This window comes from Streptomyces viridochromogenes (genome assembly GCF_001270495.1).
In the GTDB taxonomy this organism is placed as follows: domain Bacteria; phylum Actinomycetota; class Actinomycetes; order Streptomycetales; family Streptomycetaceae; genus Streptomyces; species Streptomyces viridochromogenes_A.
Genome location: NZ_LGUR01000224.1, coordinates 32,175 through 49,770 on the forward strand (window position 1 = coordinate 32,175; position 17,596 = coordinate 49,770).

At 68.8% G+C, this 17,596-nt stretch carries 10 protein-coding genes and 2 pseudogenes; 10 read left to right on the plus strand and 2 right to left on the minus strand.

Going from position 1 to position 17,596, the window contains the following annotated elements; translation table 11 throughout:
* Window positions 1-313: 313 nt before the first annotated feature.
* The 4 genes from ADK36_RS32065 (at window position 314) to ADK36_RS32080 (ending at window position 5,517) form a co-directional block, all read left to right on the plus strand.
* Window positions 314-1,582: an extracellular solute-binding protein gene (locus ADK36_RS32065; protein WP_048584798.1), complete on the plus strand. Its 1,269-nt coding sequence runs from the start codon at window positions 314-316 to the stop codon at window positions 1,580-1,582.
* Between the two features lie 107 nt (window positions 1,583-1,689).
* Window positions 1,690-2,694, plus strand: coding sequence for a carbohydrate ABC transporter permease (locus ADK36_RS32070; protein ID WP_048584799.1), 1,005 nt, complete (start codon window positions 1,690-1,692; stop codon window positions 2,692-2,694).
* Between the two features lie 13 nt (window positions 2,695-2,707).
* Window positions 2,708-3,601: a sugar ABC transporter permease gene (locus ADK36_RS32075; protein WP_048584800.1), complete on the plus strand. Its 894-nt coding sequence runs from the start codon at window positions 2,708-2,710 to the stop codon at window positions 3,599-3,601.
* Between the two features lie 239 nt (window positions 3,602-3,840).
* Window positions 3,841-5,517, plus strand: a complete 1,677-nt coding sequence (locus tag ADK36_RS32080) for a glycoside hydrolase family 13 protein (RefSeq protein ID WP_053200004.1) — start codon at window positions 3,841-3,843, stop codon at window positions 5,515-5,517.
* Between the two features lie 60 nt (window positions 5,518-5,577).
* Here ADK36_RS32080 and ADK36_RS46945 read toward each other — a convergent pair.
* A pseudogene (locus ADK36_RS46945) lies at window positions 5,578-5,712 on the minus strand (dihydrofolate reductase family protein); the annotation flags it as partial.
* Between the two features lie 234 nt (window positions 5,713-5,946).
* Between ADK36_RS46945 and ADK36_RS32090 the strand changes: the two are divergent.
* The 6 genes and pseudogenes from ADK36_RS32090 (at window position 5,947) to ADK36_RS32110 (ending at window position 16,875) form a co-directional block, all read left to right on the plus strand.
* Complete coding sequence (locus ADK36_RS32090; RefSeq protein ID WP_048584803.1) at window positions 5,947-7,374, plus strand: alpha-amylase; 1,428 nt, start codon at window positions 5,947-5,949, stop codon at window positions 7,372-7,374.
* Window positions 7,375-7,466: 92 nt separating this feature from the next.
* Window positions 7,467-8,867, plus strand: coding sequence for a glycoside hydrolase family 30 protein (locus ADK36_RS32095; protein WP_107083871.1), 1,401 nt, complete (start codon window positions 7,467-7,469; stop codon window positions 8,865-8,867).
* Window positions 8,868-8,962: 95 nt separating this feature from the next.
* A pseudogene (locus tag ADK36_RS50610) lies at window positions 8,963-9,091 on the plus strand (non-reducing end alpha-L-arabinofuranosidase family hydrolase); the annotation flags it as partial.
* A gap of 116 nt (window positions 9,092-9,207) precedes the next feature.
* Window positions 9,208-14,628 (plus strand): pullulanase-type alpha-1,6-glucosidase, encoded by a 5,421-nt coding sequence (pulA, locus tag ADK36_RS32100; protein WP_048584805.1) that lies wholly within the window; start codon window positions 9,208-9,210, stop codon window positions 14,626-14,628.
* Window positions 14,629-14,711: 83 nt separating this feature from the next.
* Entirely contained in the window at window positions 14,712-16,484 is a 1,773-nt protein-coding gene (locus ADK36_RS32105) for a fused response regulator/phosphatase (protein ID WP_048584806.1), read from the plus strand.
* Window positions 16,485-16,512: 28 nt separating this feature from the next.
* The gene (locus ADK36_RS32110; RefSeq protein WP_048584807.1) at window positions 16,513-16,875 is read left to right on the plus strand and encodes a 5-carboxymethyl-2-hydroxymuconate Delta-isomerase; all 363 of its coding nucleotides are present in this window, start codon (window positions 16,513-16,515) and stop codon (window positions 16,873-16,875) included.
* 12 nt (window positions 16,876-16,887) lie between these two features.
* Here the strand turns inward: ADK36_RS32110 and ADK36_RS32115 are convergent, their stop codons facing one another.
* Window positions 16,888-17,577 (minus strand): TetR/AcrR family transcriptional regulator, encoded by a 690-nt coding sequence (locus ADK36_RS32115; RefSeq protein ID WP_107083869.1) that lies wholly within the window; start codon window positions 17,575-17,577, stop codon window positions 16,888-16,890.
* Window positions 17,578-17,596: the final 19 nt, after the last annotated feature.

Here is a 17,596-nt window from a genome sequence, read left to right on the forward strand (position 1 = left end):
AGTCTTGCACAACCAGCCTCCATAGTGCTCCACCCGTGTAAACAAGCGTCTCACCCCGGTCGCCAAGAGGTCACACCCGGATAACTTCGGAGACCTCTTGCACTTTTTTTCTGCAAGGTCTTTCGTAAGTCTTTCAACGCTGTTACGTTCACGTCGCCCGGCCGCCGCAACGGCGCAGTCGGCAAGACATCAGGGTCAGGCAGACGGGGCCGACCCTGAGGGCCCTGTCGCCGCGAGGCCCGCCCTTCGGGCGGACGACGGGAATGTGACGACACGGCCCACCTACACGGGCTTTCACCCTCAAGGAGATCTCATGCGGCGTGGCATAGCGGCCACCGCGCTGGTGGCGTCCCTCGCCCTCGCGGCGACGGCCTGCGGCGGGGACGACAGCGGTAGCGACTCGAGCGGGCCGGTCACCATCACCTGGTGGGACACCTCCAACGCCACCAATGAGGCGCCGACGTACCAGGCCCTGGTCAAGGAGTTCGAGGCCGCCAACAAGGACGTCAAGGTCAAGTACGTCAACGTCCCCTTCGACCAGGCGCAGAACAAGTTCGACACCGCCGCCGGTTCCAAGGGCGCCCCGGACGTCCTGCGCTCCGAGGTCGGCTGGACCCCCGCCTTCGCCAAGAAGGGCTTCTTCGCGCCGCTGGACGGCACCGAGGCCCTCGCCGACCAGGCCAAGTTCCAGCCCAGCCTGATCGAGCAGGCCAAGTACGAGGGCAAGACGTACGGGGTTCCGTTCACCACGGACACCCTCGCCTTCGTCTATAACAAGGCCCTCTTCAAGAAGGCCGGCGTCGAGGCCCCCAAGACCTGGGGCGACCTGAAGAAGGCCGCCGCCACGATCAAGGACAAGACCGGCGTCGACGGCTACTGGGGCTCCACCCAGGCCTACTACGCCCAGACGTTCCTCTACGGCGAGGGCACCGACACCGTCGACGCCGACGCCAAGAAGATCACCGTCAACTCGGCCGCGGCCAAGAAGGGCTACGGCACCTGGCTGAGCCTCTTCGACGGCAAGGGCCTCCACAAGGCCGACACCACCGCCGACGCCTACGCCCACATCCAGGAGGCGTTCGTCAGCGGCAAGGTCGCCGCGATCATGCAGGGCCCGTGGGAGATCACCAACTTCTACAAGGGCTCCGCGTTCAAGGACAAGGCCAACCTCGGCATCGCCACCGTCCCGGCCGGCTCCTCCGGCAAGGCGGGCGCCCCGACCGGCGGCCACAACCTCTCCGTGTACGCCGGCTCCGACGAGGCGCACCAGAAGGCCGCGCTGAAGTTCGTGAACTTCATGACGTCGGCGAAGGCCCAGGAGACCATTGCGCTGAAGAACTCCACGCTGCCCACGCGTGACGACGCCTACACGGACAAGGTCAAGGCCGACCCGGGCATCGCCGGCTACCAGACCGTCCTCGCCGCCGCCCAGCCGCGCCCGGCCCTGCCCGAGTACAGCTCGCTGTGGGTTCCGCTCGACACCGAGCTGCTCAAGGTCGCCGGGGGCAAGGAGTCCCTCGACAAGGGCCTGAGCACCGCGGAGACCGAGATCACCAAGCTGGTCCCGGACTTCAGCAAGTGACCCCGCGTGGCCGTCGGATCCTCCTGATCATGGGGGGAAGGATCCGACGGCCACCGGCTGTGCGCCGTACACCCTGATCTGTCGATCCTCATGAAGGTTGTCGAACCATGACAGTCGCCATCGACCGCGCGACCGGGAAGCCCCGAGGCGAACGCGGGCCTCGCCGTGGGCTCGGCCAGCGTTTGAAGCACGGCTACCAGAAGCACTGGTACGCCTACGCGATGATCGCCCCCGTGGTGATCGTCCTCGGCGTGCTCGTCGTGTACCCCCTGGTGTACGGCTTCTACCTCACCCTCACCGACGCCAACAGCCTCAACAGCGCCCGCACCATCGGCGTCAACGAGATCGAGGCCACCTACAAGTTCATCGGCTTCGACAACTACGCCGACATCCTCTGGGGCGAGACGGCGTACGACCGCTTCTGGTCGCACTTCATCTGGACGGTCGTGTGGACGGCGGCCTGCGTCACCCTCCACTACACGATCGGCCTCGGCCTCGCCCTGCTGCTCAACCAGAAGCTGCGCGGGCGCACCCTGTACCGGCTGATCCTCATCCTGCCGTGGGCCGTGCCGACCTTCGTCACCGTCTTCGGCTGGCGGATCATGCTCGCCGACGGCGGCGTCGTGAACTCCTTCCTGGAGACACTTCACCTGCCGACCCCGCTGTGGCTGGAGGACACCTTCTGGCAGCGGTTCGCCGCGATCATGGTGAACACCTGGTGCGGTGTGCCGTTCATGATGCTGTCGCTGCTCGGCGGGCTGCAGTCCATCGACTCCTCGCTCTACGAGGCCGCCGAGATGGACGGCGCGAGCAGATGGCAGCAGTTCCGGTACGTCACCCTGCCGGGCCTCAGGTCCGTCAGCTCCACCGTCGTACTGCTCGGCATCATCTGGACCTTCAACCAGTTCGCGATCATCTTCCTGCTGTTCGGCAAGACCGCCCCGGACGCCGACATCCTCGTCACCTGGGCCTACCGCCTCGGTTTCGGACAGCAGCCGCGCGACTTCGCGCAGTCGGCGGCCTACGGCATGCTGCTGCTGGCCATCCTGATCGTCTTCACCTCCTTCTACCGCCGCTGGCTGAACCGCAACGACCAGCAGCTCGCGATCTGAGGCAGGAGTCCCCATGACCACCACCACTGTCGAGACCCCGGTGAACAAGCAGGACTCCGTGCCTACTGCAACCCCGCCCAAGGCCCGCCGCCGCGGTACGGCCCTCGTCTCCCACGGCATCCTCAGCGTGGCGAGCCTGATCGCGCTCTTCCCCGTCGCCTGGCTGCTCTTCCTGTCCCTCGGCCCGGACAAGGACGACTACCTCCACCCCGGCGGCATCTGGGGAAAGATGACGCTGGACAACTACACGTTCGTCCTCCAGGAGACGAAGTTCCTCGACTGGCTGACGAGCACACTCATCGTCACACTGGGCACCACGCTCATCGGCGTCGTCATCGCCGCCACCACCGGCTACGCGGTCTCGCGGATGCGCTTTCCGGGCTACAGGAAGTTCATGTGGGTGCTGCTGGTGACCCAGATGTTCCCGGTGGCCGTCCTCATGGTGCCGATGTACCAGATCCTGTCCGAGCTCCAGCTCATCGACAGCTACCTCGGCCTCGTCCTCGTGTACTGCACGACAACCGTGCCGTACTGTGCCTGGCTGATGAAGGGCTACTTCGACACGATCCCGTTCGAGATCGACGAGGCAGGACGCGTCGACGGGCTGACCCCCTTCGGCACGTTCGCGCGACTGATCCTGCCGCTCGCCAAGCCGGGCCTGGCGGTCGCCGCGTTCTACAGCTTCCTCACGGCCTTCGGTGAGGTCGCGTTCGCTTCGACGTTCATGCTGTCCGACACGAAGTACACCTTCGCGGTCGGTCTGCAGACCTTCATCAGCGAGCACGACGCGCAGCGCAACCTCATGGCCGCCACGGCGGTGCTGGTCGCCATACCGGTTTCCGCGTTCTTCTACTTCGTGCAGAAGAACTTGGTGACCGGACTCACGGCGGGCGGCACGAAGGGCTGAGCACCAACGGGAGGACTGCAGTTGATCGTCTGCGGCGCCGTCGTGGCTGGTCGCGCCCACGCGGCGGTAGCCGCACATTCAATACAGTCCCGCGCCCCAAAAGACGGGCGCTGCCGTCCCCTCCCCGTAAACCCGAGGCGGTCGCGGTGGCCATCCGACCCCGCTGTCACCGCGGCCGTCTCGTCATCACCCTTGTATGCACACCTGACCCCATGACCCCGTTACGTACCAAGGACGCCATGAGCCAGCAGCACTCCGCCCTCGCCCCGGCCCCGAACCCCGCCAAAGCCAAGCGCAGCGACTGGTGGCGGGACGCGGTGATCTACCAGGTCTATCCGCGCAGCTTCGCCGACAGCAACGGCGACGGCATGGGCGACCTGGAAGGCGTACGCTCCCGCCTGCCTTACCTGCGCGACCTCGGCGTGGACGCCGTGTGGCTCAGCCCCTTCTACGCCTCCCCGCAGGCCGACGCCGGCTACGACGTCGCCGACTACCGGGCCGTCGACCCGATGTTCGGGAACCTGCTCGACGCGGACGCGCTGATCCGCGACGCGCGCGAGCTGGGGCTCAGGATCATCGTCGACCTCGTCCCGAACCATTCCTCCGACCAGCACGAGTGGTTCAAGCGTGCCGTGGCGGAGGGCCCCGGCTCCCCGCTGCGCGACCGCTACCACTTCCGCGCCGGCAAGGGCGCGAACGGCGAACTCCCGCCCAACGACTGGGAGTCCATCTTCGGCGGCCCGGCGTGGACGAGGGTCACCGAGCCGGACGGCACTCCCGGTGAGTGGTACCTCCACCTCTTCGCCCCCGAGCAGCCGGACTTCAACTGGGAGCACCCGGCGGTGGGAGACGAGTTCCGCTCGATTCTCCGCTTCTGGCTCGACATGGGCGTCGACGGCTTCCGTATCGACGTGGCCCACGGCCTGGTGAAGGCGGAGGGGCTGCCGGACCTCGGATCCCACGATCAGCTCAAGCTGCTGGGCAACGATGTCATGCCGTTCTTCGACCAGGACGGCGTGCACGCGATCTACCGGCAGTGGCGCACGATCCTCGACGAGTACGCGGGCGAGCGGATCTTCGTGGCGGAGGCGTGGACCCCGACCGTCGAGCGCACGGCGAACTACGTCCGCCCGGACGAGCTGCACCAGGCCTTCAACTTCCAGTACCTGTCGACGGAGTGGGACGCGGCGGAGCTCCGCAAGGTCGTCGACCGCACCCTGGAGGCGATGCGCCCGGTCGGCGCCCCGGCGACCTGGGTCCTGTCCAACCACGACGTCACCCGCCACGCCACGCGCTTCGCCAACCCGCCCGGCCTCGGCACCCAGATCCGCACCGCCGGCGACCGCGCACTGGGCCTGCGCCGCGCCCGCGCCGCCACGCTGCTCATGCTCGCGCTGCCCGGTTCGGCGTACGTCTACCAGGGCGAGGAGCTGGGCCTGCCGGACGTCGTCGACCTGCCGGACGAGGTCCGCCAGGACCCGGCGTACTTCCGCGGCGCGGGCCAGGACGGCTTCCGCGACGGCTGCCGCGTCCCGATCCCGTGGACGCGTGAGGGCTCGTCGTACGGCTTCGGTACGGGTGGCAGCTGGCTGCCGCAGCCCGAGGGCTGGGGCGAGCTGAGTATCGAGGCGCAGACCGGCGACCCCGAGTCCACCCTGGAGCTGTACCGCTCCGCGCTGGCCGCCCGCCGCGAGCAGCCCGACCTGGGCGCCGGCGAGTCGGTGGAGTGGCTGAAGGCGCCCGAGGGCGTCCTAGCCTTCCGGCGCGGCGAGTTCGTCTGCGTCGCGAACACCGGCGGGGAGTCGGTGACGACCCCGGCGTACGGCCGTGTGCTGCTCACCAGCGGTGAGATCAGCGAGACGGACGGCGAGGCGAAGGTGCCGGGGGACACGACGGTGTGGTGGACGACCGCCTGACGGTCCGTCCCCGGTACGGGACCCGTTGCTCCGGGAGGAGCAGCGGGTCCCGTTCTCGGTTCAGGAGAGCACGCGGTACGTCACGTGCGTGACCAGGCTCGCTGACCGCGACTTCACTTGCTCCAGCTTCAGTGGCGGGACGCCCTGGAACACCCGGGTGCCGGCGCCCAGCGTGAGCGGCACGATGTGCAGCCGGCTGCGGCTCGCGCGCGTGGTGGGTGAGCAGACGACGGGGCTTCAGTATCCGCTGAGCGTGCGGCAGTTGAGAGGGGCACGTCAAGACTCGCACTGAAAGTGCTTGCTATGAGTTTCAATACTCTTGCTGTAAACCTTTCGTTAGCGGTACGTTCTCGCCGACGCCCGGCAATGAAGCCGCGCCGCGGCGCAGGGGGGATCCGAACTGAGCCGCAATCGCAAGGAGTCCAGCCTGTGATACCGAGAAGCTCGGCGCCCCCGAAGCGCCACCGCAAGCACCGTCGCACGGCTCCCGCAGCCGCCGTCACCGCGCTCGCCGCGGCCGCGGCCGCAGCCCTCGTGTTCCCCGGCGGCAGCGCCTCCGCCTCCCCGCCCGGCACCAAGGACGTCACCGCGGTGATGTTCGAGTGGAACTTCGCCTCGGTCGCCAAGGAGTGCACCAACACCCTCGGCCCGGCCGGTTACGGCTATGTCCAGGTCTCCCCGCCCCAGGAGCACATCCAGGGCTCGCAGTGGTGGACCTCGTACCAGCCCGTCAGCTACAAGGTCGCCGGTCGGCTCGGGGACGCCACCGCCTTCCAGAACATGGTGAACACCTGTCACAACGCGGGTGTGAAGGTCGTCGTCGACACCGTCATCAACCACATGTCCGCGGGCAGCGGCACCGGCACCGGCGGCTCGTCGTACACGAAGTACAACTACCCCGGCCTGTACTCCTCGGCCGACATGAACGACTGCACGGCCACGATCAGCGACTACACCAACCGCACCAACGTCCAGAACTGCGAACTCGTCGGCCTCGCCGACCTGGACACCGGCGAGGAGTACGTCCGCGCCACCATCGCCGGCTATATGAACACCCTGCTCGGCTACGGCGTCGACGGCTTCCGCATCGACGCGGCCAAGCACATGCCGGCGGCCGACCTCGCCAACATCAAGTCGCGCCTCAGCAACCCGAACGTCTACTGGAAGCAGGAGGCCATCTACGGCAGCGGCGAGGCCGTCCAGCCCACCGAGTACACGGGCAACGGCGACGTCCAGGAGTTCCGCTACGCCTACGACCTCAAGCGGGTCTTCAACAACGAGAACCTCGCCTATCTGAAGAACTACGGCGAGGGCTGGGGCTACATGAGCAGCGGCGTCTCCGGTGTCTTCGTCGACAACCACGACACCGAGCGCAACGGCTCCACCCTGAACTACAAGGACGGCGCCAACTACACGCTGGCCAACGTCTTCATGCTCGCCTACCCGTACGGCGCCCCGGACATCAACTCCGGCTACGAGTGGTCCGACACGGACGCGGGCCCGCCCAACGGCGGCTCGGTGACGGCCTGCTGGCAGGGCGGCTGGAAGTGCCAGCACGACTGGCCGGAGATCATCCGCATGGTCGCCTTCCGCAACGCCACCCGCGGCGAGTCGGTCACCAACTGGTGGGACAACGGCGGCGACGCGATCGCCTTCGGGCGGGGCAGCAAGGGCTACGTGGCCATCAACCACGAGTCGAGCAGCCTGACCCGCACCTACCAGACGTCCCTCGCGGCCGGCACGTACTGCAACGTGCAGAACAACACGACCGTGACGGTGAACTCCAGCGGGCAGTTCAGCGCCACCCTGGCCGCCAACACCGCGCTGGCGATCTACGCCGGCAAGTCCAGCTGCTGACAAGTCTCCGGGGAACGTGGGATTGACGCTCATGGAGTGTCGTCCTACGTTCCCTGGTGTTATGGGAGCGCTCCCATGAAGGGATGTGCAACATGCAGCGCAGACTCGGCAAGTGGGCGGTGGTGGCCTCGGCGGCTCTCCTGGCGGTCGCCGGCACCACCGCCGCCGGCCCGCCGGAGGCGACCGCCGCCATCACCGCCACCGTCAACGGCTCCACCACCTACCAGCCCATCGACGGCTTCGGCTTCTCCGAGCACTTCGGACGCGCCGACATCATGCGCGGCTCGCAGGGCTTACCGGCCCAGAAGCAGCGCGAGATCCTCGACCTCCTCCTCAACCGCACCACCGGCGCCGGCCTCAGCATCCTGCGCCTCGGCATCGACTCGGGCATCCAGCCCACCGACCCCGGCGGCCCGAACGCCACCCCCGAGTACGTCTGGGACCGCCAGGACAAGGGCCAGGTGTGGCTCGCCCAGCAGGCCAGGGCGTACGGCGTCACCCGCTTCTACGCCGACGCGTGGACCGCGCCCGGCTATATGAAGACCAACGGGACCGACGCCAACGGCGGCACCCTGTGCGGACTCTCCGGAGCCACCTGCGCGAGCGGTGACTGGCGGCGGGCGTACGCGAACTTCCTGGTCCAGTACGCGAAGTTCTACGGCCAGGAGGGCATCGGCATCACCGACCTCGGCTTCACCAACGAGCCCGACTGGACGGCGACGTACGACTCCATGCGGCTCACGCCCGCGCAGGCCGTCGAGTTCACGAAGGTGCTGGGGCCGATCGCCCACTCGGCCGGATACAAGGTCGCCTGCTGCGACTCCTTCGGCTGGAACCAGCAGAAGTCCTACACCAGCGCGATCGAGGCCGACGCGACCGCACGGAACCTCGTCGCCACCCACACCGGTCACACCTACGCCAGCCGGGTCGACGGGCCGCTGCCGACCCGGAAGCGCACCTGGATGTCGGAGTGGTCGCCCGACGGGACCGCCTGGAACGAGAACTGGGACGACGGCAGCGGCTATGACGGCTTCACGGTCGCCGCCGCGGTCCATGACGCCCTCACCAAGGGGAACACCAGCGGATATGTGTACTGGTACGGGGCTTCGGTCGGTGCCACCCGGGGCCTGATCCAGATGGACGGGGCGAACTACCGCGTGTCCAAGCGGCTGTGGGCGATCGCCAACTACAGCCGCTTCGTCCGTCCCGGGGCCACCCGCATCGCCGCCACGTCCCCGGACGCCGACCTCAGGCTGTCGGCGTTCCGCAACACTGACGGCACGCTGACCGTCGTGGCGCTCAACGCGGGCACCGGCGCCCAGCAGGTGTCGTACCGCCTGCAGAACACCGGCATCACGACCGGGACCGCGACCCCGTATCTGACCAACGGCTCGAACAGCATGGCCGGTCAGGCCGCCGTGCCGGTCAGCGGGGGAGCGCTCACCGCCACGGTTCCGGCCCGCTCGCTCGTCACCTACACCATCAAGCGATAGGAGACACGATGCGCCTGACAGGGCGTATGGCATGTGCTCGCAGCCGCCATGATCGGTAATGGCGTGGTGTACAGCATGGTCTACATCAACTACCTCAGACCCTCACCATCAACCAGTGCCGCCTGCAGTACCTGTACCAGGGTCTGGACCCGGCCGCCTCCGGCCCCTACAACACCCTGCCCTGGAAGCTCGGCCTGCTGACGCAGGCCAACTCCGCCTGCTGAGCACCCTACTGAAAATTCTTACCGATGGTTTCAAGACTCTTGCTGTAATCCTTTCGACGGCGATACGGTCACGCGGGGTCGGACCCAAGAGAGCCGCAATCGCAAGGAGTCCATCTGTGATACCGAGATGGCCGACGCCGTCGAGGCGCCGTACCGCACACGTCGGACGGGTCGCTGCGGTCACCGTGACCGCGCTGGCCGCAGCACTCGTCCAGCCTCTCGCGGCGCAGGCGGAGACTCCGCCCGTGCCCCCGTCCGACGCCAGGCTCGCCGCCGAGCCGGCCCGGCACGACGCCACCCGCGAGCAGTTCTACTTCGTCCTGCCGGACCGTTTCGCCAACGGCGACACGTCCAACGACAAGGGCGGTCTGACCGGCTCACGCCTCGCCACCGGCTACGACCCCACCGACAAGGGCTTCTACCAGGGCGGCGACCTCAAGGGCCTGACCAGGAAGCTCGACTACATCAAGGGCCTCGGCACCACCTCCATCTGGATGGCGCCGATCTTCAAGAACCAGCCCGTGCAGGGGACGGGGAGCGACGCCTCCGCCGCCTACCACGGTTACTGGATCACCGACTTCACCCAGGTCGACCCGCACTTCGGCACCAACAAGGACTTGGAGACCCTCATCTCCAAGGCCCACGCCAAGGGCATGAAGGTCTTCTTCGACGTCATCACCAACCACACGGCCGACGTCGTCGACTATGAGGAGAAGTCGTACGACTACCTCTCCAAGGGCGCCTTCCCCTACCTCACCAAGGACGGCAAGCCCTTCGACGACGCCGACTACGCGGACGGGAAGTCAAGGTTCCCCGCGGTCGACGCCGACTCCTTCCCGCGCACCCCGGCCGTCACCGCCGCGAAGAAGAACGTCAAGGTCCCGTCGTGGCTCAACGACCCGACGATGTACCACAACCGCGGCGACTCCACCTTCGCCGGTGAGAGCTCCGCACACGGTGACTTCGGCGGCCTCGACGACCTGTGGACCGAGCGTCCCGAGGTCGTCAGCGGCATGGAGAAGATCTACCAGCGGTGGGTCAGGGACTTCGACATCGACGGCTTCCGCATCGACACCGTGAAGCACGTCAACATGGAGTTCTGGACCCAGTGGGCCACGGCCCTCGACTCCTACGCGGCCAAGAAGGGCCGCGACGACTTCTTCATGTTCGGCGAGGTCTACTCCGCCGACACGGACGTCACCGCCCCGTACGTCACCCAGGGCCGCCTCGACGCCACGCTCGACTTCCCCTTCCAGGAGGCGGCACGGCAGTACGCCTCCCAGGGCGGCAGCGCGCAGAAGCTCGCGAGCGTCTTCGGCGACGACTACAAGTACACGACCGACAAGGCCAACGCCTACGAGCAGGTCACCTTCCTCGGCAACCACGACATGGGCCGCATCGGGTACTTCCTCGACCAGGACAACCCGAAGGCCACCGACGCCGAACTGCTCAAGAAGGACAGGCTCGCCAACGAGCTGATGTTCCTCAGCCGCGGCAACCCGGTCGTCTACTACGGCGACGAGCAGGGCTTCACCGGCGCCGGCGGCGACAAGGACGCCCGCCAGACGCTCTTCGCGTCCAGGACCGCCGACTACCTCGACGACGACCAGCTCGGCACCGACCGCACCCACGCGAGCGACGCCTACGACACGAGCGCCCCGCTCTACCGGCAGATCAGCGCCCTCTCCAAGCTCCGCAAGGCCAACCCCGCCCTCGCCGACGGCATCCAGACCGAGCGCTACGCCGCCGACGGCACCGGCGTCTACGCCTTCTCCCGCACCGACGCCAGGACCGGCACCGAGTACGTCGTCGCCTTCAACAACGCCGGCGACGCGAAGACGGCGACCTTCCCGACCGGCTCGGCGGGCATGACCTACAAGGGCATCTACGGCACCGACACCTCGCCGAAGAGCGACGCCGACAAGAAGCTCACCGTCACCGTCCCGGCCGGCTCGGCGATCGTCCTCAGGGCGGCCGGCAAGCCCGCCGAGCCCGCCGCCGAGCCGACGGTCACCCTCAAGGCCCCGGCCGCCGGCGCCACCGGCGCGGTGGAGATCGGCGCCGACGTCGACGGCGGACAGCTCAACCGCGTCGTCTTCGCCGCACAGGTCGGCAACGGCAAGTGGCGGACCCTCGGCTCCGCCGACCACGCCCCGTACAAGGTCACGCAGATCGTCGACAGGGCCGTACCGGCCGGAACGGCCCTGCGCTACAAGGCGGTCGTGATCGACTCGGCCGGCCGCACGGCGAGCGCGACGGCGGCGACCACCACCGGCACCCCGCCCGCCCCCGAGACCCCCTCCGCCTCCTCCCGTGACCACGCGATCGTCCACTACAAGCGCACCGACGGCGACTACGCGAACTGGGGCCTGTACGCCTGGGGCGACCTCGCCGACGGCGAGTCCACCGAATGGCCCGCCAGCCACCCGTTCGTCGGCCGCGACGCCTACGGCGCCTTCGCCTACGTCAAGCTGAAGCCGGGCGCCTCGAACGTCGGCTTCCTCGTCATCGACAAGGACGGCAACAAGGACGTCTCCGCCGACCGCGCGATCGACGTCACCAAGACCGGTGAGATCTGGATCGAGCAGGGCAAGGAAGCCGTCGTCACCGAGAAGCCGGCGGCCGACTACCCGGCCCCGGACAAGACCAAGGCGGTCCTGCACTACCAGCGCGCCGACGGGAATTACGACGGCTGGGGCCTGCACGTCTGGACGGGTGCCGCGAACCCCACCGACTGGTCGAACCCCCTCAAGCCGGTCAAGACTGACAGTTATGGCGCAGTCTTCGAGGTACCGCTCACCGACGGTGCCACCAGCCTCAGCTACATCCTCCACAAGGGCGACGAGAAGGACCTGCCCACCGACCAGTCGCTCGACCTCACGGCGAACGGCCATGAGGTGTGGCTGTTGAGCGGCCGGGAGAAGTACCTGCTCCCGCAGCCAGCGGGCGCCGCGTCCGCGCTCGACCTGACCACCTCCAAGGCGATCTGGATCGACCGGAACACGGTCGCCTGGAATGGCGCCGAAACGGCCGCCTCCACCCAGCTGCTGTACTCCCGCGACGGCTCGATCGAGGTCAAGAACTCCGCTCTGACCAGCGACGACGAGCGCTGGCTCCGACTGTCCAAGACCTCCCTCACCGACGCCCAGAAGGCCAGGTTCCCGCACCTGAAGAACTACGCGGCCTGGTCCGTCGACCCGCGCGACCGCGACCGGGTCCGCGAGGCCCTCCGCGGCCAGCTCGTCGCCTCCCAGCGTGCCGCCAACGGTGCCGTCCTGGCCGCGACCGGCGTACAGATCGCGGGCGTACTCGACGACCTGTACCCCGGCGCGACGAAGGCCGACCTCGGGCCGACCTTCGACAAGAGCGGTCGGCCCACGCTGGCCGTGTGGGCGCCGACCGCGCAGAACGTCGCCCTGGAACTCGACGGCGACACGGTGAGGATGAAGCGGAACCCGACCACCGGCGTCTGGTCCGTCACCGGCCCCAAGTCCTGGAAGGGCAAGCCCTACCGCTACGTCGTGAAGGTCTGGGCGCCCAGCGTCCGCAAGCTCGTCACCAACAAGGTCACCGATCCCTACGCCGTCGCGCTCACCGCGAACTCCGAGCGCAGCCTGGTCGTCGACCTCGCCGACCGGTCACTGGCGCCGAGCGGCTGGTCCACGTACACCAAGCCCAAGGCCGTACCGCTGAAGGACGCCCAGATCCAGGAGCTGCACATCCGGGACTTCTCGGTGGCGGACAAGACGGTGCCGGCCAAGGACCAGGGCACCTACCTCGCCTTCACCGACAAGGCCAGTGACGGCTCCAAGCACCTGAAGAAGCTGGCCGACGCGGGCACGTCGTACGTCCACCTCCTGCCCGCCTTCGACATCGCCACCATCCCCGAGAACAAGTCCGAGCAGGCGACCACCGACTGCGACCTGGCCTCCTTCCCGGCCGACTCCGCCAGGCAGCAGGAGTGCGTGGCGAAGATCGCCGCGAAGGACGCCTACAACTGGGGCTACGACCCGTACCACTACACGGTCCCCGAGGGCTCGTACGCCAGCGACCCGGACGGCACCGCGCGTACCGTCGAGTTCCGCAAGATGGTCAAGGCGCTCAACGACGACGGCCTGCGGGTCGTGGTGGACGTCGTCTACAACCACACGGCGGCGAGCGGCCAGGCGGACACCTCCGTCCTCGACCGGATCGTCCCCGGCTACTACCAGCGCCTGCTCGCCGACGGCTCGGTCGCCAACAGCACCTGCTGCTCCAACACGGCCACCGAGAACGCCATGATGGGCAAGCTGGTCGTCGACTCGATCGTCACCTGGGCCAAGGAGTACAAGGTCGACGGCTTCCGCTTCGACCTCATGGGCCACCACCCGAAGGCCAACATCCTGGCGGTCAGGAAGGCCCTGGACGAGCTGACCCTCGCCAAGGACGGGGTCGACGGCAAGAAGATCATCCTGTACGGCGAGGGCTGGAACTTCGGCGAGATCGCCGACGACGCCCGGTTCGTCCAGGCCACCCAGAAGAACATGGCCGGCACCGGCATCGCGACCTTCTCCGACCGCGCGCGCGACGCCGTGCGCGGCGGCGGGCCCTTCGACGAGGACCCCGGCGTCCAGGGCTTCGCGTCCGGCCTGTACACCGAGCCCAACTCCTCGCAGAACAACGGCACTTCCGAGGAGCAGAAGGCCCGTCTGCTGCACTACCAGGACCTGATCAAGGTCGGCCTGTCCGGCAACCTCGCCGACTACCGCTTCACCGACACCGGCGGCAAGGAGGTCAAGGGCTCCGAGGTCGACTACAACGGCGCACCCGCCGGCTACGCGGCCGCCCCGGGCGACGCCCTCGCCTACGCCGACGCGCACGACAACGAGTCGCTCTTCGACGCCCTCGCCTTCAAGCTGCCCACTTCGGTGAGCGCCGACGACCGCGCCCGGATGCAGGTCCTCGCCATGGCCACGGCGACCCTGTCGCAGGGCCCGGCGCTGTCCCAGGCCGGCACCGACCTGCTGCGCTCCAAGTCCCTCGACCGCAACTCCTACGACAGCGGCGACTGGTTCAACGCCATCCACTGGAACTGCGCCGACGGCAACGGCTTCGGACGGGGGCTGCCGCCGGCGGCCGACAACGAGTCCAAGTGGCCGTACGCCAAGCCGCTGCTCGGCACCGTGAAGGTGGGCTGCGAGCAGATCGGCGGCGCCTCGGCGGCGTACCAGGACCTGTTGAGGATCCGTACGACGGAGAGCGTCTTCTCCCTCGACACGGCCGGTCAGGTGCAGTCGAAGCTGTCCTTCCCGCTGTCCGGGAAGGAGGAGGCGCCCGGCGTGATCACCATGCGCCTCGGCGACCTCGTCGTCGTCTTCAACGCGACGCCCGAGAAGCAGGAGCAGCGGATCGCCTCGCTGGCCGGCGAGGGCTATCGACTGCATCCCACGCAGGCCACGGGTGCGGACCCTATCGTCAAGTCCTCGTCCTTCGAGCGGGAATCGGGCACGTTCGCCGTTCCGGGGCGTACTGTCGCCGTCTTCGCACGAACCTCTTGATGCCGCACTAATTTGAGTGGGGCGGCCCCGGTGCGATCGGGTCCGCCCCACTCGTGCGTATCCAAGGGCAAGGGCCCCCGACGATGGACGGTTTCGGCATGCAGTCGGGCACGACCGTGATGGTCGTCGACGACGTCTCGACCAGCCTCTTCGCCATGGGCGCCGTGCTGCGCCGCGCCGGCCACCACGTCGTGCCGGTCGCGAGCGCGGGTGAGGCGCTGAGCGAACTCGACCTACGGCTGCGCCTGGGCGCCCTGCCCGACGTGGCGCTCGTCGACGTCGGCCTGCCCGACATGAGCGGTTTCGAACTGTGCCGCCTGGTCAAGGCCCGGCCGTCCACGGCCGCGCTGCCCGTCGTCCACTTCTCCGCCGTGGCCGTGGACGCGGCGTACCGGTGCCGGGGTCTCGACGCGGGCGCCGACGCCTACCTGGCCGTGCCGGCCGAGCCGAGCGAGATCGAGGCCGTCGTGCGGGCGGCCGTCCGCGGGGGGCGTCGGCGCAGCGAGGCCGAGGTGCTGGCGCACCGGCTGACCCTGCTGTCCGAGGCGATCGTCACGGTGCAGACCGCGCGCTGTCTGGGCGAGCTGGCCGACGCCGCCGCCGCGGGCACGGCCCGGCTCACCGGCGCACCCGCCGTCGTCTTCGTCATCGGCCCGGACGGCGAGCCGCACTGGGGCAGCTCCCTGCGCCGACCGCGGGGCGACGGCTTCGCCCGCCCGGCGGGCACCCCCACCGTCCTCCCCGACACCGCCCCGCACGTGGCGGCGGCCCGGCTGATCACCCGACTCACGGAGGGCCGCACCGGCGGGACCGGCGTCCACAGCACGACCGTCCCCGCCTCCCTGTGGCCGGCGGGCTTCTTCCGCCCAGGCGTCCGAGAGGACGCCCACCTGGTACTGGCGTCGGCCCAGGAGGGCCGGGCCCGGGTATGCATCGCAACACCGGCGTGTCAGACCCCGGCACCCGCGGCGCCGTCAAGGGGCGCGGAGGGCGCGGAGCTGCATCGCTATGCGGCTCCGCCGCAGGGCGGGACCAGCCGCAGCGGACCCGCGGAAGACCGACGGCACAACGCGGCACTGCCTATAGCCGCATCCCCCACGGAGCGGCTCGCCCAGGCCACGGCCCTGGCCGCCGAGCCGCTGCTGATGTACCAGGCGGAGCGCCAGATCGCCCTCACCCTCCAGCACAGTTTCCTGCCCCAGCCCTACCGCCTGCCCTCCCTCCCCGGCGTGGAGGTCGTCGTCCGCTACGTCCCCGCATCCCGGCAGGCCGAGATCGGCGGCGACTTCTACGCCGCCCTGCGCACCCCGGACGGGGTACTCACCGCGGTCGGTGACGTCGTCGGACACTCCCTGGACGCGGCCACCGTCATGGTCGAGATCCGGCACGCGCTGCGCGCCTACTGCGTCGAGGAGAGCGACCCGGGCGTGCTGGCCGGACGGCTCGACCGGATGCTCGTGCACTACCACCCCGACGTCACCGCCACGGTCTGCCTGACCTTGGTCGACCCCGGCACCGGACGCACCCGGATCGCCAACGCGGGCCACATCCCGCCCCTGATCGTGCGGGACGGGGGCGACGCCGAGTACGTCCCGGTGGACGGTCCGCTGCTCGGCCTCGGCCTGGACCGGCCGGCGCCCACCGAGCTGGTGCTGAGCCCGAAGGACCGTCTGCTCATGGTCACCGACGGCTTGGTCGAGAGCCGCGGCATCGACCTCTCCGTCTCCCTGGAGCAGCTCCGCAAGGCCGCCGCCGACGCCCCGACCGGTGTGGACGAGCTGTGCGACACGCTGCTCGGGTGCTTCGGGCGGGACCAGGAGGACGACATCGCGATGCTGGCCCTGAGGTTAGGGTGAGCGCAGCTGCCGTAGAACAGGAGTGCCCATGCCGCAGATCACCGTCGACTACTCCGGCGTACTGTCCCACGCCTTCGACCGGAAGGGTTTCGCACGGGCGCTGCACACCGCCACCGTCGAGATCGCGGCGGCGAAGCCGGAGGCGTGCAAGACGCAGTTCCGGCCGAGCGAGTACACGGCGTTCGGCTATGAGGACCCCGAGGCCCGGGGCCACGCGGTCGTGCACGTCACGCTCGGCCTGCTCGCCGGCCGCACCGACGAGACGAAGGCGAAGCTGACCGAGGCCGTCCTGGAGCTGCTGCGCAAGCACGTGGCGGACGACGGTGTCGTTCTGCACGCCTCGGCCGAGGTACGCGACCTCGACCCCTCCTACCGCAAGTTCGAACGCTGAGGCGCCAGGACGCTAGGGCGCCAGCGAGATGAGCCGGCCGACCAGCTCGCTGAACGGGCCGTCGGTCGGCTCGTTCCTGAGCATGTGGCGCAACAGCGTGCCCATCTCCTCGTCGTAGGCGGCGCTGACGGCGGCCAGTGCGGCGAAGTCGTGCACGAGCTGTACCTCCAGCTCGGCGCGCGGGATGCGCCGGCCGTCCAGCCAGATCAGTGCCGTCGACTCCGCGAGCGAGATCCAGGAGCGGACCACCAGCTCCAGCCGCGCGGGCGGGTTCGCCACGTCCAGATGCGAAAGGATCTGGACATACGCGGCCTGCCGCACGGAGTCGATGAGCGCGTTCGTCGCGGTGGAGCCGACGGCCGGGCCGCCCCGCATCAGCGCCGCGAAACCGGGACCGTGGTCGTCCACGAAGTCGAAGAACCGCCGCATCACCCGCAGCAGCCGCGCCCCCAGGGGCCCCTCGTGCGGCTCGACGAAGCGGCCCGCCAGATCGTCCGAGGCACGCTTCAACGCGGCCTCGTACAAGCTGAGTTTGCCGGGGAAGTAGTGGTAGACCAGGGGTCGCGAGATGCCCGCCGCCGACGCTATCTCGTCGATGGAGACGTCGTCGGGCGAGCGCTGGCTGAACAGTTCGAGGGCGACGCCGATCAACTGCTGCCGCCGCTCCTCGACTCCCAATCTTCGGCGTACCCCGGTAGTCATGCGAACACCCTACCGATCG